A 24195-nucleotide genomic window follows, 5' to 3' on the forward strand; every position below is an offset into this window, starting at 1 on the left:
TGCGGGTGGTTCTGATTTATAAATCGTATATTAATCTTACCTATTTTATTAAGAATAGTTTTCATCTATCCATTTAATAGGTATTTTCTATTGTGTTAATTTGATTGAAAAATGAATGGGAGCAATTAATTTAATAAATTTAAAATTACCTCCCGCAAGTAATAAGTATGATTGATAATTAGCGTAATAATTGTATGGATTGGATAAAAATTTTGTTTTTATTTTGTGGAAACCTATATTGTTGATAATAAAATCTAAATATTATGATTATGACAAAATAATAAATTAATGATTTCTTTTGAAAAAATAAAAAATTAATGATTTCTTTTGAAAAAATAAAATAGAACAATAAAGCAACGCCAATTAAGATGCTAAATTACTAAACATTGCTCGATATAATTAAGTGGAATAATCTAAAATTAAAAAATTATTAGTAAAACATACTACTCATTACGCGTACTTTTTTACAAAAACTCATATTTCATATGATGTTAAAGCACATGGGCAGTTTTATCGGCTGAAATTTGACTTAGGTTCTATTATGTAGAATGATATTTGCAGTTTGGTCCATTTTGACAACTTATGAATTCCGTCAAAAAAACTAAATAACCTCTAGCTTGAGTGTCAGGAATTAATTCCTGAGCTTAGGCTCCCTTTTGGCTATTAGTATCTATTCTATAATTAAAGGCATAAGTTAAATTATGAAACTTAACAAATTGGCGATGGTTTTGGGTTTTGGTGTGGCTTTAACTGCTGGCGCAGCAAGTGCTGCTAACCAAGGTAGTGGCACAGTTAAATTCACTGGTTCTATTATTGATGCAGCTTGCTCAATTAAAAACACCAATGTTGAAGTTGATATGGGCGCTGTTTCTAGCCATGTTCTGAAAGATGGCGGTCGTTCAGAATCTAAGCCTTTCAAAATTGAATTAGAAGGTTGTACAGCTGAGACTCAAAAAGGTGTGAAAACCACCTTTACTGGCGAAAGCAAAAATGAGAAAGGTTTGCTGGATATCGAAGGTACAGCGCAAGGTGCTGTAATCGCAATCACTAACCATGGCAATACTGTCATTCCTCTGGGCACAGAATCAGAGAGCATGTCTTTGCATGAAGGCAGCAATGATTTGAACTTTGCAGCTCATCTGAAAGGTCTGAAAGGCACAGAGGGTAGCGATATTGTGAAACCAGGTACCTTTACTGCTATCGCAAACTTTACTTTAAACTACCTGTAATATTGCAAGTTAGCGAATAACTTTTAGTGGCTGAGTATCAGGAAGCTCACCTTAAATCATTTGTTTTGAGTTTCCTGATAGCATACCTAGGGTATTTCCGGGATATAACGCGCTAGCAGAACTTGGATACAATATTCTGTAACGAGATCTGTTTTATTGATGTAGGTCAATATTATTGGCAATTGAATCAGAAGAGTTTGCCATTAATAGAATTATCCCTATAGAGGCAGATTGAAATACCCTCTTTTGTTTCTTTAGTTTACGGTGTTCTCTATTGACTGTATTCGGAAAATAAATATTTTTTGCCATTCAAAGATGATTTTTAATGGCATTACTGATGGTGACATGTTTCCTCCACTTCTCGCAGTACGGTAAAACCAGTAAAGCATAAACAGAGAACGTAACATATTACGGATAAGTAGGACATGTGGCTATCTCTGCACCCCAGTATCGGTCAGGGTCCTCAATTTAGATCGATGAACTTTAATGATGCCATGTATTAGGTAAGAAGCCCTATATGCTTACAGGCTTGGCAGTGTCAGACAGCGGCTAAATTCAAATTGGATTATTAACGATTCATTGTTCAGAGGATGCTATGGCTTTGTTTTCAGATTCTATTAATCATGATTTTTCATCTACTAATAGAAAAGCAAACAGTAATAGAAAAAACATCTTTAATAAAAAGAAAGTGGTTAATAAAAAAAAGATAGCTAATAAAATAAAAACAGGACGCGTAATAGCCGGAATTAAACCGCTTTCAGCCTTAATACTGTTTGCATTATCCGGCATTCAGGCCGCTCATTCTAAGCCCCCGATGGAATTCAATATTGGTGCACTGGATGTCAGTGAACGTTCCAATATTGATTTGGATAAGTTTGCACGTGCAGGCTATATCATGCCGGGTAACTATGTGATGGGCGTCAGGATGAATAAGACTGAATTTTCGGATACCTATTCCATCGATTTCATTGCACCACCTGATGATCCAAAAGGCAGTGACGCCTGTATATCTCCCGAATTAGTGAAGCAAATAGCACTGAAATCGGAATGGGTAGAAAAATTAGGTTGGCAGAATGATGGAAAATGTCTTGATCCCAATACCCTGCCTGGCATGTCAGCCAGAGGCGATCTGGCCACTTACACACTGTATTTAATCGTCCCTAAAATCTATCTGGAATATGACTTACCGGACTGGGATCCCCCTTCTCGCTGGGATAATGGGATACCCGGATTGTTGTTTGACTATAACCTTAATGCACAAACATCCAAGCCTGCTCATGGCAGCAACAACCAGCAGCTCAGTGCTAATGGAACGGCGGGCATGAATGCTGGAGCGTGGCGTTTTCGAGCTGATTGGCAGGCCAGATATAATCGTTCCAAAACCAAGGATGATGAGTTGGGGCATTCTGGTGAAAGAGAACGTGATTGGGATTGGAGCCGTTACTACATGTATCGTGCCATCCCTCGTTTAGAAGCAAAATTGACATTGGGAGAGGATTACCTTAACTCCAGTATTTTCGATAGCTTCCGCTATACGGGCGTCAGTTTGGTGACTGAGGAAAATATGTTGCCGCCGAACTTACGTGGTTATGCGCCTGAAGTTACAGGTGTCGCGAGAACGAATGCCAAGGTAACGGTCAGTCAGCAGGGACGAGTATTGTATGAAACCCAAGTCGCTTCTGGTCCATTCCGAATTCAGGATCTCAGCGATGCCGTGGCGGGAACACTGGATGTCAGAGTTGAAGAGCAGGACGGGGGAGTACAGACATTTCAGGTCAATACCGCCACTATTCCTTATCTGACACGCCCCGGACGTGTGCAGTATAAACTTATTGGTGGTCAATCCACCAATGACAAGCATCGTCGTGAAGGGCCGGCGTTTGGTATGGGAGAATTCTCTTGGGGGATTAACAACGGCTGGTCATTGTACGGCGGTTTTTTGGGAGCTGGGGACTACAACGCTTTATCTCTGGGAATCGGTCGTGACTTGATGATGTTTGGTGCGCTGTCATTTGACGTGACGGAATCAAGGGCAAGATTGCCGAAAGAGAACAAAACGTTGACGGGCGGTTCTTATCGTCTCAGTTATTCGAAACGTTTTGATCAATATAACAGCCAAGTGACATTTGCCGGATACCGCTTCTCCGAGCGTGATTTTATGAATATGGGGCAATATATCGATCGCCGTTATCGCAGTGTTTCTTCTGATAGCGGAAAAGAGCTGTATACCATTATTTTTAGTAAACAATTTATCGATATTGGTCTTAATGCCCATCTCAACTATAGCCATCAGACCTATTGGAACCGGCCAACAAACGATCGCTATAACGTTTCTCTGTCCAAGTACCTGGATATTGGACGTTATAAAAATATGAACGTCAGCTTATCAGCCTACCGCAACAATTTTGACAATAAAAAAGATGATGGCATGTATCTGAACCTTTCCGTTCCGTGGGGGGAAAGTGGCACTCTCAGTTATAACGGAATGGTTAATCGCCAGGGGAATGCTCATACAGTGGGCTATTTTGACCGCATTGATGATCGCAATAACTATCGTATTTCAGCGGGTACAAATATGGCTGGCAAGGCGTCAGCCAATGGTTATTACACCCATTATGGTGACAAAGCATTGCTGACTGCCAGCGCCAGTTATCAGGATGGCGGTAATACCACCGCGGCACTTGGCCTACAGGGCGGGATAACCGTGACAGCAAAAGGAGCGGCATTGCACCGTACCAATATGACTGGGGCGGCTCGCCTGATGGTCGATACGGAAGGTGTCAGTAATGTCCCCATCCGGGGATTCGGTTCGGCGGTGCATACCAACTACTTTGGTAAAGCCGTGCTGGCAGATGTGAACAGCTATTATCGCAACAAGGCAAATATTGATTTAGATAACTTACCGGATAATGTGGAGGCCCTGCGTTCCGTACAGCAGGCAACATTGACGGAAGGAGCAATTGGCTATCGTAAATTTCAGGTTATGTCAGGATTCAAAGCAATGACCATTATCCGTTTGCCTGATGGTTCATTCCCACCCTTTGGTGCCTCTGTTGTGAACGCAGCTCAACGAGAAATCGGAATTTTGGGAGATGATGGATATACCTACCTGAGCGGGATGAACAAAGGTGAAAAACTGAATGTGCATTGGGATGGAAATGCCCAATGTGAAATTACAGTATCAGATGAAGTTACAGAAGAATCTTTAACTTCGCTTTTGCTTCCTTGCCAGTTTTTAGAAGGCGGGTTAGGTAAATTGTAATGAAACGATCCAAAAAGTTGTTTTTAAATAGCGTATTATGTCTATTTGTTTGACATGAAAAGTACAGCTGTTAGCGAGTACAGCAATATAAACATAAGTCTCTTTTGAGCATGAGCAAATGACACTATGAAACTGAAAAAAATTCTAATGATAACTGCCATAACGGTAACTGGCTTGATGACAGCCCATCAGGCAATGGCGGCGATAGCGTTGGATCGTACCCGGGTGATTTTTAACGGAAACACAAAATCCGTCAGCTTGAATATTGAGAATCAGCATCTTGATTTGCCTTATTTGGCACAATCATGGATTGAAGATGACAAGGGAAATAAGATCAATGGCCCACTTGTGGTTGTTCCTCCGGTACAGCGTGTTGAAGCCGGAGCGAAAAGTCAGGTCAAAATTCAAACACTACCAGCGATAGCTCAATTACCACAAGATCAAGAAAGCCTGTTCTATTTCAACATTCGCGAAATTCCACCTCGCAGTGAGAAACCGAATGTCATGCAAATTGCCTTACAGACACGCGTCAAACTGTTCTACCGTCCAGAAGCTGTGATTGCTCGTCGTGTCGATCTTGATAACCCGTGGCAGGAAAAGCTCACCTTAGCCCGTCAGGGAAATCAATATGTAGTGAATAACCCGACACCTTATTACGTCACTATTTCAGAAGCATCGAACAAGGTGAATGGTAAGAGTGTAGAGGGTTTTAAGCCTTTGATGTTGGCACCGAAAAGCAGTGAAAAGCTGGAAGGATCAACCAATTCATTGGGTAATACACCAGTACTGACCTACGTCAATGACTATGGTGGACGACCACAGTTAACATTTAACTGTAGTGGCAATACTTGCACCGTGGCAAAAGTCGTGACTGAAGGAAGTTAATTGAGTCGTATCGATGGTATCCCATCAATAATTATTTTGGAGGGATATCAACGCCGAACCAGTCAATTCATAACGACTTTCTTTGGATAAATAGTTAGGTAAATGGTTGGGTAAATGATAATGAATCCGTTAAGCATCAAACTATCCAAATATGTATTGTCGACACTGTTTCTTTTTGGCATTGGCAGCCAGCAAGGCGCATATGCAACAGATAATCTGCGTCAAAATGTCAGGATTACGCTCACTGTACTTGCACCAACTTGCTCTATTAAGACAGAAGATCAAAGGATGGAAGTGGATTTCGGGAATATTCTGAACAGTGATCTTTACCTGAGACATCGCACGGCAGGCCAGCCATTTTATCTTCATTTAGAGAACTGTGATCCTCGGATCACAAAAAATTTAAAAATTAAATTCTTAGGGGATGAAAGTAGAGAGTTGCCGGGATTATTGGCATTCAGTTCTGGTAGCCAAGCTTATGGCGCTGCTATTGGCATGGAAAAGGCTGATGGTACGCCGATACCGTTTAATAAAACCAGTGAGTTCCCGTTATTAGCTAATAGCAGAAATAATGTAATTCCGTTTCAGGCTTATGTGCAGGCCGAACCTCGCGCTCTTCAGCAAAAGAAGATTGGTTCCGGTCAATTCAGTGCGATTGCGACTTTTGAAGTTAATTACGACTAGTCATGCTGACTGGTTTTTCATCTACGATATTTAGCAGAATTTGATGCTATTTGGAAAATAAGTTATGCGCCATATTAAGAAATCGTTGTTGAAACTAGCGGCCTTGTTGTTTTTATTCAGTGCTACGCAGGTCTATGGTGGCGCTTATGTTATGCCGGTGAATACGATCCCAAAAGGTGATCAAGCTACCACGACCATGGAAATTATTGAATGGACAGAGGAAGAGGGGATCCCAAATCCTTGTTATGGAACAGATCAATGCTATGTTGGTCCCGATGTTCAATATCGTGAATTTCAGCCGGGTATGTATGGCTCTTGTATGGTTGCAGGGGTATGCCTGACAGATGCACATAGATATCCGACAACGGCTGGTGTAATGCGAGCTTATAAAAAGAGGTTTGGAATTCCTAAACGGGTTACGTTTGATATTATCACCGCAGATTCGGAATGTGTGGGTTTGTTTTATACATATAGTCAACATATAAGGACAGGGGCGGGTTCAGCTCAAAGATTCCCGAATTCCACTTGCAATAAAATGCCGCCCCCGAATCAATATTGTGAAATCTATGTGCCTTCTGAAATTGCATATGGTGAGCTGATTGCTTCAGAAGTGAATAATACCAGCCAAACAGTTAATGGTTATTTTAAATGTGCTCTTGCCAGCGGCGAAATACAGTTGCACGCTAAATCAATCGATGGTGAGTCTAAAGTCTATTTTGATGCTAATAGACAAATGTATGCGACATTGCAAATTAATGACAAAGACGCAACAGGTGGCGTTAATGTCATTGCTAACGGAAAGAATGAGAGCACGTCTTTCACCTTAAAATCAACATTGCACACACTAACACCACCGAAAGCCGGCAAATATGAAGGCACTGCAATAGTTTATTTAACTTATCTATAAACTGAGAGTAAAAACATCATGCAAGTCAGTATGCTGGTAGGAAAAAGAATCCAAATGAAAAGAAGAGAAATTGGAGTGACAGCAGCAGAGCTGGCGGACAGAATTGGAGTAAGCCACCAGCAGTTATCACGCTATGAACGTGGAACCAATAGAATTAGTCTGGAGCATTTGGTTTCTATTTCTATTGCCTTGAAGACCCCCGCAGACTGGTTTTTGGCGGATTGTTTTAACTCCCCTAAGGCTCCTATGAATAATCAATATGCCTGTGTAGCGGAAACAGTTTTAGGTTTATAAAATCGGATATATTGATTTGATTTCAGAAAGAAATAACTCAGATATAAAATTTCTAAGCCATTCCTTTTCAGGAATGGCTTTTTTTAATCCAATCTCCATTGGATAACATAAGATAACAGCATCCGAATGGTTAACATTTAGTACCAAACTGTTAACCCAAGATGATCAGTCTTAGATTAATTATTATTTTGGTTTATTACTCCGACATGATAGATAGTTTTAATTTATATGGCTTTCGATATCGAACAATCTAAATTTTTATTCAACGAGATAGTAAAAGAGGAAAATTCTGATGAGGAAAATACAAGGTATGCCATTTAGGTAGGTGGAATTTTTTTTACAAATGAATCAAGTAGTTGATTTGATTTCTAACAGCAAAAGGAAGGTAAACGGAGCGGAAAATTCGGGATGATTTACTGGTTAACAGTTTGGTACTAATTGTTGACAATTTTCGTTTCCCTTTTTCTTGCCATATCGTTTCGAAGCGACCCGCATTACTCGCGGTGTAACGGACGGTATGACGAATATTCCTATGGCCTAAATAGTCTTGAATCAAGCGGGTATCCACACCATTGTCCGCCAGTGCATAGCCACAAGAATGCCGTAACATGTGCGGATTCGCGCAAACCGCTAAATTTGCCTTTAAACTGGTCTGTCGAATGATTTTATAAAACTGTTGGCGCGACATTCGTGTACCGGTTCGCGACAAGAATAACCAATCATTCTGATCACTGTTTTTGTAGCGTTGGCGCAGGGAAAGCCATTTCCGTATGAGTTGAATTTCTCGTGCTACCATGGGATGAATTGTGGAAAAACCATTTTTCAGGCGTTGCACCCGTAGTTTTTTATCCTCCAAATCGACATCAGACAGCTTCAACCCAAGCAATTCAGACACTCGGAAACCATGAATGAATCCCATAAATATCATGCAGATATTGCGGTCAGAATGCGGGTGCTTCTCCAATTCTTTCAGTAAGACTTCAATTTCAGAATGGGTTAAATATTTACGCTTTAACATGATGTTTGACACAGTATTCGACTCCCTATGATTATCAAAAATGCCTACTATGATTGTTGCTGATTATTCACAGACTGCAATATTAAGCATCATTAATAAACAAAATACTCAATAAAACGGCTTCCTTAACGTTGGAAATCCAACAAGTAAGGAAGCCGTTTTTCGGGAGAATACGGTCAAACAAGACCGTATCTTATTGTGTCGATTTATTTGGTAATTCTGGCATGCATTTCTTGTACAGAAATAACCTGCTCAGTAGGATCTGCACTGAGTGCCATGGTGGTTGCAAAACCGCCGTTCAGGGTTGTGTCATAGTGCACTTTGTATTGCAGTGCACTGCGACGCAGCAGTTTTGAATCTTCAATTGCCTGACGACCAGCGGTAGTATTGACAATATAGTCATACTCACCGTTTTTGATTCTGTCCTGAATGTGAGGACGGCCTTCGTGAACTTTATTGACCAAACGTGGGTTGATCCCCGCTTCACCCAGTACAATCGCTGTACCGTGAGTCGCATCCAGTTCAAAGCCGTGTTTAAGCAATTTGGCTGCCAAATCGACAACGCGTTCTTTATCTTCCTCGCGTACAGAAAGCAGTGCCCGGCCTTGCTTGCGCATGGTGGAGTTGCTGCCCAGCATTGCTTTTGAGAACGCTTCGGCAAAGGTTCGGCCAACGCCCATAACTTCACCGGTAGAGCGCATTTCAGGCCCCAGAATCGGGTCAACCCCCGGGAACTTGTTGAACGGCAAGACCACTTCTTTCACGGAATAGTAAGGTGGAATGATCTCTTCAATGGTGCCTTGCTCCAGCAGAGATTGACCCGCCATCACGCGAGCAGCGACTTTTGCCAGTGGCAGGCCGGTTGCTTTGGAAACAAATGGTACGGTACGCGCTGCACGAGGGTTTACTTCAATCAGGTAAACTTCGTTATTTTTCACCGCAAACTGGACGTTCATCAGACCACGGACTCGCAGTTCAAAGGCCAGTTTTTCAACTTGCTGGCGCATAACATCCTGAATTTCTTTGCTCAAGGTATAAGCTGGCAGAGAACAGGCAGAATCACCGGAGTGAACGCCGGCTTGTTCGATATGCTCCATGATGCCGCCGATCAAGACACGCTCACCATCACAGATAGCGTCGACGTCAACTTCTACCGCATCATCAAGGAAGCGATCCAGAAGGACTGGAGCATCGTTGGATACGCTGGCCGCAGTCTGGAAGTAACGGCGCAGGTCAGATTCGTCATATACGATCTCCATTGCGCGTCCACCCAGTACGTAGGATGGGCGGACTACCAGCGGATAGCCAATCAGGTTACCTTTTTCAACCGCCTGTTCGATAGTAGTAACAGTGGCGTTTGCCGGCTGTTTCAGTCCAAGGCGATTAACGGCTTGTTGGAAACGCTCACGGTCTTCTGCGCGGTCAATGGCATCAGGACTGGTGCCGATAATGGGTACACCCGCAGCTTCCAGCTCACGAGCCAGTTTCAGGGGCGTCTGGCCGCCATATTGCACGATAACGCCTTTTGGCTGTTCAACACGCACGATTTCCAGTACGTCTTCCAGTGTGACAGGTTCAAAATAAAGACGGTCGGAAGTGTCGTAATCGGTTGAAACCGTTTCTGGATTACAGTTCACCATGATGGTTTCAAAACCATCTTCACGCAGAGCCAGTGAAGCATGTACACAGCAGTAATCGAACTCAATGCCTTGCCCGATACGATTCGGGCCACCGCCCAATACCATGATTTTCGGTTTGTTATTGTTCGGATTGGCTTCACATTCGTCTTCGTATGTGGAGTACATATAAGCCGTGTCGGTGGAAAATTCTGCTGCACAGGTATCAACGCGCTTATATACCGGATACAGCTTGTAATCATGACGCAGTTTACGGATCTCTTTATCCGAGATACCCACGAGTTTAGCCAAACTCGCATCGGCAAAACCTTTACGCTTGAGATGACGCAGAAAATCAAAGGTCAGACTGTTAACGCCTTGTTCTGCAACTTGCTCTTCCAAACGAACCAATTCTTCAATCTGTACTAAGAACCAGCGGTCGATGTTGGTCAGGTTAAAGATACCGTCAACAGACATACCCGCACGGAAAGCATCGGCGACATACCAGATACGCTCTGCACCTGCACTCTTCAGTTCACTGCGGATTTTGGTCAGAGATTGTGGGTCATCAAGACTGACTTTAGGATCGAATCCGGTTACGCCGACTTCCAGACCACGCAGCGCTTTCTGCAAGGATTCCTGGAAGGTACGGCCAATCGCCATCACTTCACCGACAGATTTCATCTGAGTTGTCAGGCGATCATTGCTGCCCGCAAATTTCTCGAAGTTGAAGCGAGGAATTTTCGTCACAACATAGTCGATGGAAGGCTCGAAAGAAGCAGGAGTACGTCCGCCCGTGATGTCATTCATCAATTCATCAAGGGTATAGCCGACAGCCAGTTTTGCCGCGATTTTTGCGATTGGGAAGCCAGTTGCTTTGGAAGCCAGTGCCGATGAACGGGATACACGTGGATTCATCTCAATAACAATCAGACGGCCATTTTTCGGATTCACCGCAAACTGAACGTTCGAACCTCCGGTTTCTACGCCGATTTCACGCAATACCGCCATCGAGGCGTTACGCATGATTTGGTATTCTTTGTCGGTCAGTGTTTGTGCAGGCGCTACGGTGATGGAGTCACCAGTGTGAATGCCCATAGGATCGAAATTTTCAATGGAGCAGACGATGATGCAGTTATCGTTTTTATCCCGCACCACTTCCATTTCATACTCTTTCCAGCCAATCAGGGATTCATCGATCAGCAGTTCATTAGTCGGGGAAAGGTCTAAACCGCGCTCACAAATTTCTTCAAATTCTTCACGGTTGTAGGCAATGCCGCCACCTGTTCCGCCCATGGTGAAAGAAGGGCGGATAATACAAGGGAAGCCAACGTCTTCAGCGACAGCCAGTGCTTCTTCCATCGTGTGGGCGATGCCTGAACGTGCTGTATCCAAACCGATTTTTTTCATCGCCTTGTCAAAACGCTGGCGATCTTCTGCTTTATCAATTGCATCAGCAGTTGCACCGATCATGGTCACACCAAACTCGGCCAGTACGCCCTGATGTTCCAGTTCCAATGCGCAGTTAAGAGCAGTTTGTCCGCCCATAGTTGGCAAGACGGCATCCGGGCGCTCTTTTTCAATGATTTTGCGTACAACTTCCCAGTGTATCGGCTCGATATAAGTCGCGTCCGCCATTTCTGGATCGGTCATGATGGTTGCCGGATTCGAGTTCACCAGAATGACACGATAGCCTTCTTCTCGCAGGGCTTTACAAGCCTGCGCACCGGAGTAGTCGAATTCACAAGCCTGACCGATAACAATCGGGCCAGCACCTAAGATCAGGATACTTTTAATATCAGTACGTTTTGCCATTTTTCTTCTTCTCCTGATTATTTGGTGTTCTGGGCGTTGGTCTGGCGATACTGCTCAATTAACTCGATGAAATGATCAAACAGTGAAGCGGCTTCATGCGGGCCAGGGCTGGCTTCAGGGTGTCCCTGAAAACTGAATGCCGGTTTATCTGTGCGATGAATGCCTTGTAATGTGCCATCAAACAGTGACTTATGCGTGATGCGCAGGTTAGCTGGCAGTGAGCTTTCATCAACCGCGAAACCGTGGTTCTGTGCGGTGATCATGACAACATCGTGATCCAGATCTTTTACCGGATGGTTGCCACCGTGATGACCAAATTTCATTTTCACGGTTTTCGCCCCACTGGCCAGAGCCAGCAATTGGTGTCCCAGACAGATACCGAATACAGGGATTTCAGTCGTCAGGAATGTTTTGATTGCTTCGATAGCATAATCACATGGCTCTGGATCGCCGGGACCATTGGACAGGAAGATGCCATCCGGTGCCATTTTCAGCACTTCATCTGCGGAGGTTTTTGCAGGTACAACAGTAACACGGCAGCCGCGATCTACCAGCATACGCAGGATATTGCGTTTAACACCAAAATCATAGGCAACAATGTGGTAAGGTAATTCTTGTTCTTTCTGCGCTTCTGGCAACTCGTCTGCTAATGTCCAGCTTCCCTGTACCCATTGATAAGACTGCGCAGTAGTCACTTCTTTTGCCAGATCCATACCTTTCAAGCCGGGAAATGCTTTGGCTTTTTCCAGTGCAACTTGGGCATCTGCCTCATTACCCGCGATGATACAACCATTCTGAGCCCCTTTTTCTCTTAATAGGCGGGTCAGTTTACGTGTATCGATATCAGCGATAGCAACAATATTGTGACGTTTCAGGTAATCAGACAGATTTTCTTCACTGCGGAAGTTGCTGGTCACTAAGGGTAAATCGCGAATGACCAGGCCTTGGGCTTGAATGGTTGGGGATTCTTCATCAGCGGCATTGATGCCGACATTACCAATATGGGGATAAGTAAGAGTAACGATTTGGCGGGAATAGGAAGGGTCAGTAAGTATTTCTTGATATCCGGTCATTGAGGTATTGAAGACGACTTCTCCAATAGCCACACCTTCTGCACCGATGGCGCGACCATGAAATTGGGTTCCGTCTTCCAGAACCAATATAGCTGATTTAATCAAAACGCCCTCCAAAATGAATAATCAGTCGAATCTTATGCATATTAATTCATGATTAGTGCTTAAAATCAATGTTAATCATGATTTTTGTCGAAATTTTGGCAAATTGCGCGCATTCTAATGATGAGAGGGAGTCTTGTCTACAAAAAATGGCATTTTTATTGGCTTTTTTACACTCTCAGCCTTGCATGGGGCGAATATGGCTGGAAAACATAAAGAAAGTAGGGAAGATAATCGATTACTGTGAGAGAAAACTTTAAAACAGAAAAAAAATGTGTGTTTTTTCACGCTTATAGAAAAAAGGTGATAAAAAGAACATGTTTTATTGTTAAAACAAGAAGTAATCTGCTTAATTATTATTATTTTTTCATAATGCGTGTAATTACGCAATTACCTATAAAAAATCACGTAATTACAGCATAGTGTGTTTGTTGATAATTAAATATTATCCAGATTTAATACATCTTTCATGTTATAAAGCCCGCTGTTTTTATCTGTTAACCAGATTGCAGCCTTAATCGCGCCATTAGCAAAAGTCATTCGGCTTGAAGCCTTGTGGCTTATCTCTACACGCTCCCCAATATCTGCAAAAATTGCCGTGTGCTCTCCAACGATATCGCCGGCTCGTAGAGAGGCAAATCCGATGCTTTTTGGATCGCGTTCTCCGGTATGGCCTTCACGGGCATACACCGCACAGGTTTTTAGATCACGGCCTAAAGTATTGGCGATTGACTCCCCCATTGCGAGGGCAGTGCCTGATGGGGCATCGACTTTATGGCGATGGTGAGCCTCAATAATTTCAATGTCGGTATATTCCCCCATGACTGCGGCCGCTTTTTCCAGTAATTTCAGGACCAGATTGACACCGACACTAAAATTCGCTGCAAAAACAATAGGGATTTCACGGGAGGCTTCTTCAATGGCTTGTTTACCTGAATCGTCAAAGCCTGTTGTACCAATGACCATCGATTTTCGATATTGCCGACAAATGGCGAGATACGTCAAAGTACCTTCTGGACGGGTAAAATCGACCAGTACATCAAAGTGGTCAATAACATGGTGCAGATCATCACTAATGATCACTCCATTCTTCCCGCTACCGGCCAATTCTCCGGCATCTGCCCCTACCAATGAAGAACCGGAACGTTCTAAAGCTGCGCCAAGTGTAACGCCATCCAACTGCTGGACAGCCTGAATAAGATTGCGTCCCATGCGCCCACTCGCGCCTACGATAGCAATGCGGATATCTGTATCGGCCATAAGATTCTCTCTGTAGATCATTTTTAGTTGAGGTAACCGTTGAGGTAACAAAGGAAATTGTTTTACAGCTTAACTGTCAGGGGATGGCTGTACCAGACTTATAGTCTGACAATTAGAAAAACAGGGATTTGGCAGACAATTATAAAAATAGCTAAACAGCTAAGTCTCAACAAGGTGAACTGTACTCATTGGATTTCGGGTCGAGATCTATAAAACTACAGTTTGAAATCCATTGAGTATCTCTATTTATAAGATGCGGAGCGTTATAAGATACGGAGCGCTACTCTCCCGCCTCCGGCAATTCGTAGTGATTGGCGGAATGGTCTTTAGCCATTATTTTATTCGAGGCGACTTCTTTACGGAGGCATTTGGCCAGGTACTCAATGAACACCCTGAGTTTTGGCGGTAGATGCCGTGTTGGAGGATAGAGTATCCAAAGCTCACCTGTGTAGTTGGCTTTAAAGTTCCAATCGGGCAGAACTTGAACCAGCTGTCCCTGCTGCAAAGCGTGCTTAGCGGTAAAATAAGGTAAACTGCCAATGCCGATATGTTGCAGCACCGCATCAAGTCTTACTCCTGTATGATTGGCAGCATAACGTCCATGAATATTGACGGTGGCAATTTTGTTGCCCTGACTAAATTTCCAACGCGAATCACTGGGTTCTTCCCCAAGATAAATGCAACTGTGATTTTTTAGATCATGGGGATGTTGTGGAGTGCCGTGTTCTGCAAGATATTCAGGTGTTGCACATAACATATGCCAAATATTCAATAAGCGTCGTCCCATAAGACCCGGGGGAGGCTGATCGGTAATTCGTATAGCGAGATCAATCTGGTCGTCGATCAAATCAACATACCGATCATCAAGCCGTAAATTCACATCTATTTTGGGATACTGAGCAAGGAAAGCCGGAATATTGGGGTGAACGACAAAACGTCCTACCGCTTTAGGAACACTGACTCTTATTGTTCCTTGCGGTTCATGGCTAAAATTCCCTGATACAGACATAACTTCCTGAGCCGCGTTTACCATGTTCAAACAATGCTCGTACACTTCTTGACCACTTTCGCTCAAGCGCAGTTTACGAGTTGTTCTTTGTAAGAGGCGAGTGCCGAGTTCTTTTTCCAGTCTGGCTACTGAGCGACTAATGGCGGAAGGAGTGGCAGCAAGCTGACGAGCTGCTTCAGAGAAGCTGCCCGCCTCAACCACTTTCGCGAAAATAGCCATCTCCCGCATTAAATTTATCGTGTTATTTGTGCTCATGAATCAAAAGTTATTTGAGTTTTCGATGGATTATCGCAATTGAGTTTATTTAATACAATCAGGGGAAATTTGCGAATGCCTGAGAATATTAATTATGTCTGAACGTCTTTATTTATCCAACTCTGCACTGACAACGGAAGTTGAAATTCTGGATTGTACTTTCTGTGATGATGAAAGCTGTGATGATGAAAGTTATGCGATCCAATTAAAAGCAACACCATTTCATCCCCAAGGAGGCGGGCAGCCCAGTGATACTGGTTGGCTGAATGATGTGGAAGTAACCCATGTCACGTTAGAAAATGACAGAATAATCCATTACACAACACATCCAGTAAATGCAGGAATTGCTTTTGCCCGTGTTGATGAGAAACGCCGACAATTACATTCACAATTGCATTCTGCGGGACACCTTATCGGTCACATTGTTGAATCTTTTGGTTGGAAACCGATTAAGGCACACCATTGGCCCGGAGAAAGCAAGATTACCTTTAAAGCAGAATCTTATGCACAAGCCTTTTCAATTGAAGAGCTGCAAGAAAAATGTGATCAACTTATCGGTGAAGACTTACCTTGCCAAATTATTATGCATAATGATGGGTATAGGGAAATCGGATTTGGCGAATTCAGGTCTTATCCCTGCGGTGGAACACATGTGTCGTCATTAGGGCAAATTAACGGGCTTGGAATACAGGCTGTACAAGAAAAGAAAGGCAAGTTATCGGTGAAATATGATTTAGTGTTTTCATCGTAATCTGATTATGATCATAAATCTATTTTTATCTTTTTTAAGCTTAGATTTTAATAAATGAATTAAATTTTATTTTATATGTGCTTTTTGTAATGTTTATGAATATTAACCTATATTAAATAATGCCGATCCCGAGGATTAATAAAACCATTCCTATGGCTTAGCAAAATAAAAACAGTATTGAGATTATATTAGATTCCGTTTCATCCTTTCTGCTTTTGGTAGAGTAATCAACCTGAGCGAAAATGAGATCGAAAAAATACCGGAGTTGCTGAATGTGAATAGAATTCTGAATGCATGCGCGGTGCTGTGTCTTACGGTCATTCCAGTTGCCGCAGTTAAGGCTGATATTACCGTGCCGATTGTTTACCTTAAGTATGTAACTCCTTCGGTTTCACTCAATATCAATGGCAAAGAGGTCAAGAGGCTTGGCATTGATACAGGGGCATCTAATGCCTTTTATCTCCCTCAGCCTGTTTTTGATTCAATTTTTCCGCAACGGGATCGTCGTGCAACTGAAAGTTCCGTTGATGTTTTTGGTGTTGAGAAATTTACGTTAGAGGCAAGAGCAGACCATATTACTGTTAACGGTGAACGCTTTTCTGATGTTGATGTTGAACTCTTTAAACCGTGGGGTAATGGTATGTTCGATGAAAATGGACAACTTATCATAGATGGGATATTAGGGTTGGGCGTTGCCAAAAATAAAACACTGATTATCGACTATGCATCAAAGATGCTGACGATATCTGATAACCCTAAAGCACTTCCCGATGGTTACCGTTGGCAATCTCTCCCGTTTACCCGCACACGTAATGGAATAGAAATCAGTGTGTCATCTGGTAATGAGAAGATACGCCGTATGGTTATTGATACTGGTGCAAGCCACACAATGCTTTTCACCCGATCAAAGGAGGGATGTGCTAAGTTATCACAGCACTGCCCGAAGAAAACCATTGTGACACCTGACGGCGTTAAGCTCTCTGCGATGGTCTTCCGGCTTTCTGATGACAAGATAACTCCCGATAAACGGATAGATTTTGATGGTCTATTGGGTGATGATTTTCTTTCAAACAGGGTTCTCGTTATATCGAATGATCGATTACTGATTAGTTTACCTCATAACAGTTAAAAATTAGAGGCTAAATATCGGGTACGCCGAATCGCGGTTATCCCTGGAAGGTCGGCTCGGCACAAACCGCTGACGAGGAACGAAGTGTACGCAGTCCCAAAAGCACGATCACCACCATGACCAACCCGGAGGCAATGGCTACACCGAACCCTGCCCGCGCGCCATAGACGTCGATGACCAGGCCCGCAAGTACGGCACCGAGTGCTACGCCGATGCTGATGCCAGTAGTCATCCACGTGAGTCCTTCGGTGATCCTGGACGGTGGAACAATGAACGTACCTAGATTCATGACGACGACCATCGTTGGGGCAAATGACATACCTGCTATAAAAAGCATTCCAGAAAGAATGTAGACATCCGGTGAGAAAATGGGCAATACGGCTGTGACTGCCGTTACCAGTACCCCAACGAAAAACTGTTTTTCAATCGGTAAGGAAATCTTTAACGCCCCAAACGTTAGACCCGCGACCATTGAGCCGAGCGCATAAGCTGCCAGGATGAAGCTGGCAGACGCTGGCCAGCCCTGTGCATTAGCGAAGGCAACCACAGCCACATCGATTGATCCACCAATTACACCCATCGCCAGGAGCGCCAGAACGATGGTACGAACGCCGGGGATAAGTAAGGTCGAGCTTGCGTTCCTCCTAATGCCCACGACGACCTTCGGTTCTGTTTGCCGCTGCAGAAGAAATGCCGTCACGCCGATGACCAGCAGCAAAACGGCAACAAGAGGTCCGGCTTCGGCGAAGAAACTGGTGCTCAGACCGATGGCGAGTGGTGGGCCGATAATAAAAACGAGTTCAGTTAGAACAGTGTCTAGGGAGAAGGCCGTGTGTAATTGCGACTTGCCACGGAAAAGTTGCGTCCAGCGTGCTCTTATCATGGCGGGCATGCTTGGCATCGTGCCCGCCAATGACGCAAGAATAAAAAGCAACAGGGTCGGAGCCCTCATATAGACAGCAATTATCAGCGCCAGCAACATACCAATACTGAAGGTGGTTACAAAGGGTAGAACCCGACTCTGGCCCCGCTGATCAACGAGTTTCGATACTTGTGGGCTGATAAGTGCATTCGCCAAGGTAAATGTGCCGGCGACAGAGCCAGCCAGCCAATAAAGACCTGTCTGCTGTACCAACATGGTAATGATGCCGATGCCGATCATTGCCTGTGGCAGACGGGCAATGGAACTCGCGATCACTAATCCCATGACGCCGGGGGTTGTGAGAAGTTCGCGGTAGGGATTAGCCATGGTTTCTCCGGTTTATAATTTGACGCTGATGAGTACCCGCTGCACGCGATACAAACTTTTGGGGGTGGTTTACCAGCGACTGAATGGTGCATTTAAGCGAGCAAGTGAGGTAGTTACAGCATTTGTAACAACCCCACTTGCATGTAGATGAGCGTAACACTCAATCATCGCCTCTTACAAAAGCGCTTGATTGAATGCTTCAGCCAAGTGCTTTCGGTTACTAACGTCCTCCATCATAGATACATGCCTGCTTGGAATAGAAACAGAACTAATCACCAAATCAGGTAATATATCCAATTAACTTGAAGATGCAGGTTTTAAAATTTGAAAATTATCATTTAACCGGTGAACAAGTTTGCCCGTTGTTTATCCGTATTGAATTTATGAGGAAAGCCTTTGGCCTTCTTGTAACTGAACCCTTGCCGATGAAGCCATTTAGTTATCCCGAGAAGCGTGAACATTATCTGCCAACTCGCCCGGACATAATCTACAATCTGGCGCGAAGTGTGCAACAAATTCTCCGTCAGATAATCAATGAGTTCGGTGGATTGTTCGGCAGACAAATGACTTTCAGAGCCGCCATTTTTAGGTGCCAGATTTTTCTGACTAAAATAATCCGCGAGATGACTATTCACCGTGGTTTCGTGAATACGCAGCGCTTGAGCAATCATCTGAGCAGTCCAGCCTTCAGAGGCCAAAAGGACAGCTTTGATGCGATCACGAACTCGTCCGTCACGAGTGGTATCATGCAACAATTCAAGGGATTCTTTTTGGGTTGAAGTCAGATGAATTTTCATGTTCGTTAGCATGATGAGATTTAACCGATAAATCAAGCATCTTCAATGACGAGAGGTATATACCCAATGAATTCCAAAATGTTGGGTATATCAGATTTGATTGTTCAATATTATTATATGTATCGTTAAATTCCAGAACTTGACAATAAATTATAAAATACGTTTACTTAAATCGGACGAGCAATTTTATACAAAAATAGGGAACTGTTTTACCAAGGGCCACTCAAGATAAGAAATAAATTTCAATTTATAATTAGGTGGTTATTTATGGCTCAGCAGGAAAATATAAAAGAAAGTACTCACTTTTTTCATCTGAAAGAATTTAATGGGCTGGAGATGCTCAAGGCAAGATACTGTAATCAAGTATTTTCCCGTCATGTTCATGAAGCCTTTTGCATCGGTGTGATAGAAGAAGGAGCCCAGCGTTTTCATCGGACAGGAACAGAGCATATCGCTCCTAAAGGCGATATTATTCTAGTCAATGCAGATGAAATTCATACAGGCTCTTCAGCCGTACAAACGGGGTGGTCGTATCAGGCAATATACCCATCACCTGAATTACTGCGCTCGTTGTCACGAGATTTTCAATATGCAAACGGCTCAATCCCTTGGTTTCCCTCTGCTGTTGTGCATGATCCGGGGTTATCCGAGCAACTGCGCATGACGTTTAATCTCTTGGCTCAGAATGGCAATGCCTTGTTTAAAGAAACTATGCTGTTCTCTTCACTTGCTTGGCTGATAAGGCGATATGGTCAAACCTATATTCCTGAGCAAGAGCTGTCTAATGCTGAAAAACAGATATTTCTGACTAAAGAATATATTGATTCCTATCCTGAAAATGATATATCCCTCAATCAGTTAGCTGACATGGTACAATTGAGTCCATGGCACTTTTTGCGACAATTCAAAAAAACTGTAGGTGTGACTCCTCATGTTTATTTGATTTTAGCTCGTTTACGTATGGCTCGAAGGTTATTAACTGAGGGAAATTCCATATTGAATGTTGCCATTCGTTGCGGTTTCTCCGATCAGAGTAACTTCAATCGCCATTTTAAAAATGCTTTAGGTATTACACCTGGTGTGTTTGTACGCTCCTTACGAAAATCTTATTAACTCCTTTAAAACATTTCTCTACTAAATATTTTTATTAGGAAATCAATAAACTATTTCACCGCAATTTTATTCAATACTCTGACATAACCTATCCGTAAGCTAATTCCACAATGATTATCTTTCACCTTATTGATGTAGATTGAGTTATGGAAAAATCGTTCTCCGATTCGAATGCTGATATTCAACCAATGGCTTCTCCTTGGAAAGGGTTTTGGTCTGGTGTGTATAATATGTTGCCACTCTGCTTATCAGTTATCCCTTGGGGAATATTAGCGGGTTCTGTAGCGGTGCAATCAGGACTGACTATAGGCCAGAGTATTGGTATGTCTGCCATCCTATTTGCAGGAGCAGCACAATTAGTCATACTGGGATTATTGGCATCTGGAGCGAGTGTATTTACCATTATTATTTCGGTTTTTTTTATCACTGTGCAACATTTTCTATATGGGTTAACTTTGCGTGAATATGTGTCTGTATTAAAAGTTCGTTATCGATTGCCAATCGGATTTTTACTAACAGATGAATTATTTGCTCTCAGTTGTGCTAAGGAAAAAAAACAGACTTTAACGCCCGGTTATTTGATTGGGGCTGGGTTATATTTTTATATATGCTGGAATTTTTTTAGTTTGTTGGGAATTTTTATGGCTTCTTCTATTCCCGATCTTGCAAAATATCATCTGGATTTTTCTATTGTAGCGACTTTCATAACTATTGTTGTGCCTATGATTAAGAAGCTTAGCGTGCTTTTGGGAGTCTGTTTTTCATTAGCTTTATCTATGTTGTTATCTTATTTTCATGTTGAAGGGGCTGTTATTATTGCAGGGGTTAGTGGAATGTTCTTCTCTGTATTTATTGCCAGATTAGCCAAGGAGTCAACATGAGTTGGACATTGATTTTTATTTTAGCCGGTATTGTGTTTTTTAATAGATATGTTTTTTTGGAACCTAGAATGCCGGTAAAATTACCAAATGTATTAAATGAATCACTTAACTATTCCGCACCTTGCTTACTTATCGCAATATGCGGACCTATTATATTAATGGAGCAAGGAGAATTAAGAGAGCTATCCAATAATCCATATTTATGGGGAGCATTACTCACTACTGTATTTGCTTTTTTTATTCGTAATATTGTTGTTTGCGTTATTGTTAGTCTAATGGGTTTTTATATCTTATCTATTTATTTATAGATAGAGATAAAGGTTGATTTAATGAAGTAATTTAATAACAAATTATATTTTATTTATTTGGAGTTAAATATGAAAGTAAAAATAGAAATGACTAGATACGAAATTGAAAAATATATCCAACCTATAAAAAATACATCTGATGAAATGATAGCATGTTGGGTCACTGACGGTATGGTAACCATTTTAGAAGAAGCAAAATTCCCAGAGTCAGAAATAGAAATTTTTATCATAAATTGAATTTTCATAGATATTGACTAAAGGCGGGTGAATTACTCTCCCGCCTCCGGCAATTCATAATGATTGGAGGAATGGTCTTTAGCCATTATTTTATTCGAGGCGGCTTCTTTACGGAGGCATTTGGCCAGGTACTCAATGAACACCCTGAGTTTTGGTGGTAGATGCCGTGTTGGAGGATAGAGTATCTAAAGCTCACCTGTGTAGTTGGCTTTAAAGTTCCAATCGATGAATATTGACGGTGGCAATTTTGCTGCCCTGACTAAATTTCCAACGTGAATCACTGGGTTCTTCCCCAAGGTAAATGCAACTGTGATTTTTTAGAGCATGGGGATGTTGCGGAGTAACGTGTTCTGCAAGGTATTCATGAATCAAAAGTTATTTGAGTTTTCGATGGGTTATCGCAATTGAGTTTATTTAATACAATCAGGGGGAATTTTCGAATACCTGAGAATATTAATTCAACTAAATTGGAATAATAGATATGATTCCTCATCTAATATTTTTAAATGTACATTGAATTACGCGAAATTCTATAATGAACAAAACTCAGAAGAAAAGTGTCTGTTTTTAGTTGCTTATTTCCGAGGTGTTCCTGTAGGAGCTTTACAGCTTCATTCTAAAAAGAAATCTTATCCTCAATGACCTTACGTCGATTCTGTGGTAACTCATAGTGGTATTCGAAGTTGTTGTGTTTTATTAATAGAATGTGCGATAAATAAATTATATCGTAGTGTACTCGGCTTTTTGGTGTGACTCGTGTCAGGATTGAAGACTTACACCTGTCAATCTGAAAAAGCCGAGCGTGAATCTAGATTATTTGAAAACTGCTGCTTTAAGTTTTTCTGAAGTTAATTAATCTCTTTCACTTCAACCCGCAACTCTTTCGGTACTTCGAAAACAATATTTTCTTCGCGACCATGCAGTTCGTTAACTGTTTTTGCACCAAACGTTTTCAGGCGCTCAATCACTTGCTGTACCAAAATATCCGGTGCTGATGCACCCGCCGTTACACCGATGGCACTCATATCTTTAATCCACTCTTCTTGGATATCATCCGCAGAATCAATTAAATAAGCAGGTTTCCCTACGCGCTGTGCCAGTTCAGCCAAGCGATTTGAGTTTGATGAATTTTTAGAACCAACGACTAAAACCACGTCAGCTCCTGCAGCTAAATCACGAACGGCTTCCTGACGGTTGGTGGTGGCATAGCAAATATCATCTTTACGCGGACCGACAATTTTTGGAAAACGGGCATTGAGCGCATCGATCACTGCTGATGTGTCATCAACAGAAAGTGTTGTCTGAGTCATGAAGCAGAGATTGCTTTCATCTTTTACTTGCAGTTTCCACACATCTTCTGGTGATTCCACCAAATACATGCCGCCTTCAGGGTTATTGTATTGCCCCATTGTACCTTCCACTTCGGGATGACCAGCGTGACCAATCAGAATGGCTTCTTTACCTTTTCGGCTTGCCCTTGCTACTTCCATATGGACTTTAGTCACCAGCGGGCAGGTAGCATCAAACAGCATGGTTAAATCACGGCTGCGGGCTTCCGCACGAATGGCTTGGGAAACACCGTGCGCAGAAAAAATCAGAATAGCACCATCAGGGACTTCAGCGATTTCTTCAATGAAAATAGCGCCACGTTCTCTCAGATTATCGACTACATAGCGGTTATGCACGACTTCATGACGAACATAGATGGGAGCACCGTACAATTCTAATGCACGTTCTACAATACTGATGGCACGATCGACACCAGCACAGAAACCACGAGGGTTAGCCAGCAATATTTGCATGGATTTCCTCCAACTGAGGGTCAATTTCCAACACTTCAATATCAAAAGTGATGTTTTGTTCAGCCAGTGGATGGTTAAAATCAACAGTGATGGAGCCTTCGGCGACTTCTTTGACCAATCCGGGCATTTCACTGCCGTTTATGGCTGTAAATAACATGATAGTTCCTACTTCCGGAGTCCCGGCATCGGCGAAATCACGTGGAGTAAAGTACTGCACTAAATCAGGATTGTGTTTGCCGAAAATAGTTTCTCCAGCCAGCGTGAATTGATGTTTATCTCCGACTTTCAATCCAAGAAGTTGCTGTTCCAGTGGGGTTGAGAGACTACCATCACCAAGGCGGAATAATGCCGGTTTGCCTTGACTGTAAGTCGAGTCCGCTGTTGAGCCATCATCCAGCTTTAATGTGAAGTGTAATAAAACAGCACTATGCGCTTGCACCTGCATCGACATGTTGCTCAGACCTTTTGCTTAAAAATGATTGCACGTATACCCGTTATCTTGAAATCTATTGGGCATAG

The 24195-nt window shown here is 42.6% G+C and carries 20 protein-coding genes and 1 pseudogene; 12 read left to right on the top strand and 9 right to left on the bottom strand.

Going from position 1 to position 24195, the window contains the following annotated elements:
• The first annotated feature begins 701 nt into the window (after positions 1-701).
• From FE394_RS07105 to FE394_RS07130, 6 genes are all read left to right on the top strand, one after another.
• Positions 702-1229, top strand: coding sequence for a fimbrial protein (locus FE394_RS07105; protein ID WP_319925703.1), 528 nt, complete (start codon positions 702-704; stop codon positions 1227-1229).
• A 553-nt stretch (positions 1230-1782) separates the two neighbouring features.
• Positions 1783-4491: an outer membrane usher protein gene (locus FE394_RS07110; protein ID WP_319925886.1), complete on the top strand. Its 2709-nt coding sequence runs from the start codon at positions 1783-1785 to the stop codon at positions 4489-4491.
• 126 nt (positions 4492-4617) lie between these two features.
• Positions 4618-5376: a fimbria/pilus periplasmic chaperone gene (locus tag FE394_RS07115; RefSeq protein ID WP_319925704.1), complete on the top strand. Its 759-nt coding sequence runs from the start codon at positions 4618-4620 to the stop codon at positions 5374-5376.
• A 120-nt stretch (positions 5377-5496) separates the two neighbouring features.
• Complete coding sequence (locus FE394_RS07120) at positions 5497-6060, top strand: fimbrial protein (protein ID WP_319925705.1); 564 nt, start codon at positions 5497-5499, stop codon at positions 6058-6060.
• Between the two features lie 64 nt (positions 6061-6124).
• The gene (locus FE394_RS07125) at positions 6125-6967 is read left to right on the top strand and encodes an MrpH family fimbial adhesin (protein WP_319925706.1); all 843 of its coding nucleotides are present in this window, start codon (positions 6125-6127) and stop codon (positions 6965-6967) included.
• Between the two features lie 30 nt (positions 6968-6997).
• Positions 6998-7261, top strand: a complete 264-nt coding sequence (locus tag FE394_RS07130) for a helix-turn-helix domain-containing protein (protein ID WP_319925887.1) — start codon at positions 6998-7000, stop codon at positions 7259-7261.
• Positions 7262-7598: 337 nt separating this feature from the next.
• Here FE394_RS07130 and FE394_RS07135 read toward each other — a convergent pair whose 3' ends face one another.
• The 5 genes from FE394_RS07135 to FE394_RS07155 all read right to left on the bottom strand — a co-directional run bounded on the left by FE394_RS07135 (position 7599) and on the right by FE394_RS07155 (position 15409).
• On the bottom strand, positions 7599-8279 hold the full coding sequence (locus FE394_RS07135) for a tyrosine-type DNA invertase (RefSeq protein ID WP_319925888.1): 681 nt from the start codon (positions 8277-8279) through the stop codon (positions 7599-7601).
• A 206-nt stretch (positions 8280-8485) separates the two neighbouring features.
• Entirely contained in the window at positions 8486-11710 is a 3225-nt protein-coding gene (gene carB / locus FE394_RS07140) for a carbamoyl-phosphate synthase large subunit (protein ID WP_319925707.1), read from the bottom strand.
• 17 nt (positions 11711-11727) lie between these two features.
• Complete coding sequence (gene carA, locus FE394_RS07145; RefSeq protein WP_319925708.1) at positions 11728-12888, bottom strand: glutamine-hydrolyzing carbamoyl-phosphate synthase small subunit; 1161 nt, start codon at positions 12886-12888, stop codon at positions 11728-11730.
• A gap of 435 nt (positions 12889-13323) precedes the next feature.
• Positions 13324-14145, bottom strand: coding sequence for a 4-hydroxy-tetrahydrodipicolinate reductase (gene dapB / locus FE394_RS07150; RefSeq protein WP_319925709.1), 822 nt, complete (start codon positions 14143-14145; stop codon positions 13324-13326).
• A 280-nt stretch (positions 14146-14425) separates the two neighbouring features.
• A complete protein-coding gene (locus tag FE394_RS07155) occupies positions 14426-15409 on the bottom strand; it encodes a LysR family transcriptional regulator (RefSeq protein WP_319925710.1) in 984 nt (327 codons plus the stop codon).
• 94 nt (positions 15410-15503) lie between these two features.
• On the opposite strand from FE394_RS07155, the gene FE394_RS07160 reads away from it, so the two are divergent.
• Positions 15504-16160, top strand: coding sequence for an alanyl-tRNA editing protein (locus FE394_RS07160; RefSeq protein WP_319925711.1), 657 nt, complete (start codon positions 15504-15506; stop codon positions 16158-16160).
• A 274-nt stretch (positions 16161-16434) separates the two neighbouring features.
• On the top strand, positions 16435-17289 hold the full coding sequence (locus FE394_RS07165) for an aspartyl protease family protein (protein ID WP_319925712.1): 855 nt from the start codon (positions 16435-16437) through the stop codon (positions 17287-17289).
• Between the two features lie 37 nt (positions 17290-17326).
• Here FE394_RS07165 and FE394_RS07170 read toward each other — a convergent pair whose 3' ends face one another.
• Positions 17327-18538, bottom strand: coding sequence for an MFS transporter (locus FE394_RS07170; RefSeq protein WP_319925713.1), 1212 nt, complete (start codon positions 18536-18538; stop codon positions 17327-17329).
• A gap of 359 nt (positions 18539-18897) precedes the next feature.
• Positions 18898-19335: pseudogene (locus FE394_RS07175) on the bottom strand (helix-turn-helix domain-containing protein); the annotation flags it as partial.
• Between the two features lie 267 nt (positions 19336-19602).
• On the opposite strand from FE394_RS07175, the gene FE394_RS07180 reads away from it, so the two are divergent.
• From FE394_RS07180 to FE394_RS07195, 4 genes are all read left to right on the top strand, one after another.
• Complete coding sequence (locus FE394_RS07180; protein ID WP_319925714.1) at positions 19603-20448, top strand: AraC family transcriptional regulator; 846 nt, start codon at positions 19603-19605, stop codon at positions 20446-20448.
• Between the two features lie 188 nt (positions 20449-20636).
• The gene (locus FE394_RS07185; protein ID WP_319925889.1) at positions 20637-21329 is read left to right on the top strand and encodes an AzlC family ABC transporter permease; all 693 of its coding nucleotides are present in this window, start codon (positions 20637-20639) and stop codon (positions 21327-21329) included.
• Positions 21326-21637, top strand: coding sequence for an AzlD domain-containing protein (locus tag FE394_RS07190; protein WP_319925715.1), 312 nt, complete (start codon positions 21326-21328; stop codon positions 21635-21637). Before FE394_RS07185 ends, FE394_RS07190 begins: the two co-directional genes overlap by 4 nt.
• Positions 21638-21706: 69 nt before the next feature.
• Positions 21707-21874, top strand: a complete 168-nt coding sequence (locus tag FE394_RS07195; protein WP_319925716.1) for a hypothetical protein — start codon at positions 21707-21709, stop codon at positions 21872-21874.
• A gap of 848 nt (positions 21875-22722) precedes the next feature.
• Here FE394_RS07195 and ispH read toward each other — a convergent pair.
• Together ispH and fkpB are read right to left on the bottom strand one after the other, a co-directional pair.
• Positions 22723-23676 carry a 4-hydroxy-3-methylbut-2-enyl diphosphate reductase gene (ispH, locus tag FE394_RS07200; RefSeq protein WP_319925717.1) on the bottom strand — a complete coding sequence of 318 codons (954 nt, stop codon included), beginning with the start codon at positions 23674-23676 and terminating at the stop codon, positions 22723-22725.
• Entirely contained in the window at positions 23657-24127 is a 471-nt protein-coding gene (fkpB, locus tag FE394_RS07205; RefSeq protein WP_319925718.1) for an FKBP-type peptidyl-prolyl cis-trans isomerase, read from the bottom strand. The genes ispH and fkpB overlap by 20 nt, the downstream gene beginning before the upstream one ends.
• Between the last annotated feature and the right edge of the window lie 68 nt (positions 24128-24195).

This window comes from Xenorhabdus littoralis (assembly GCF_033949345.1).
In the GTDB taxonomy this organism is placed as follows: Bacteria; Pseudomonadota; Gammaproteobacteria; order Enterobacterales; family Enterobacteriaceae; genus Xenorhabdus; species Xenorhabdus littoralis.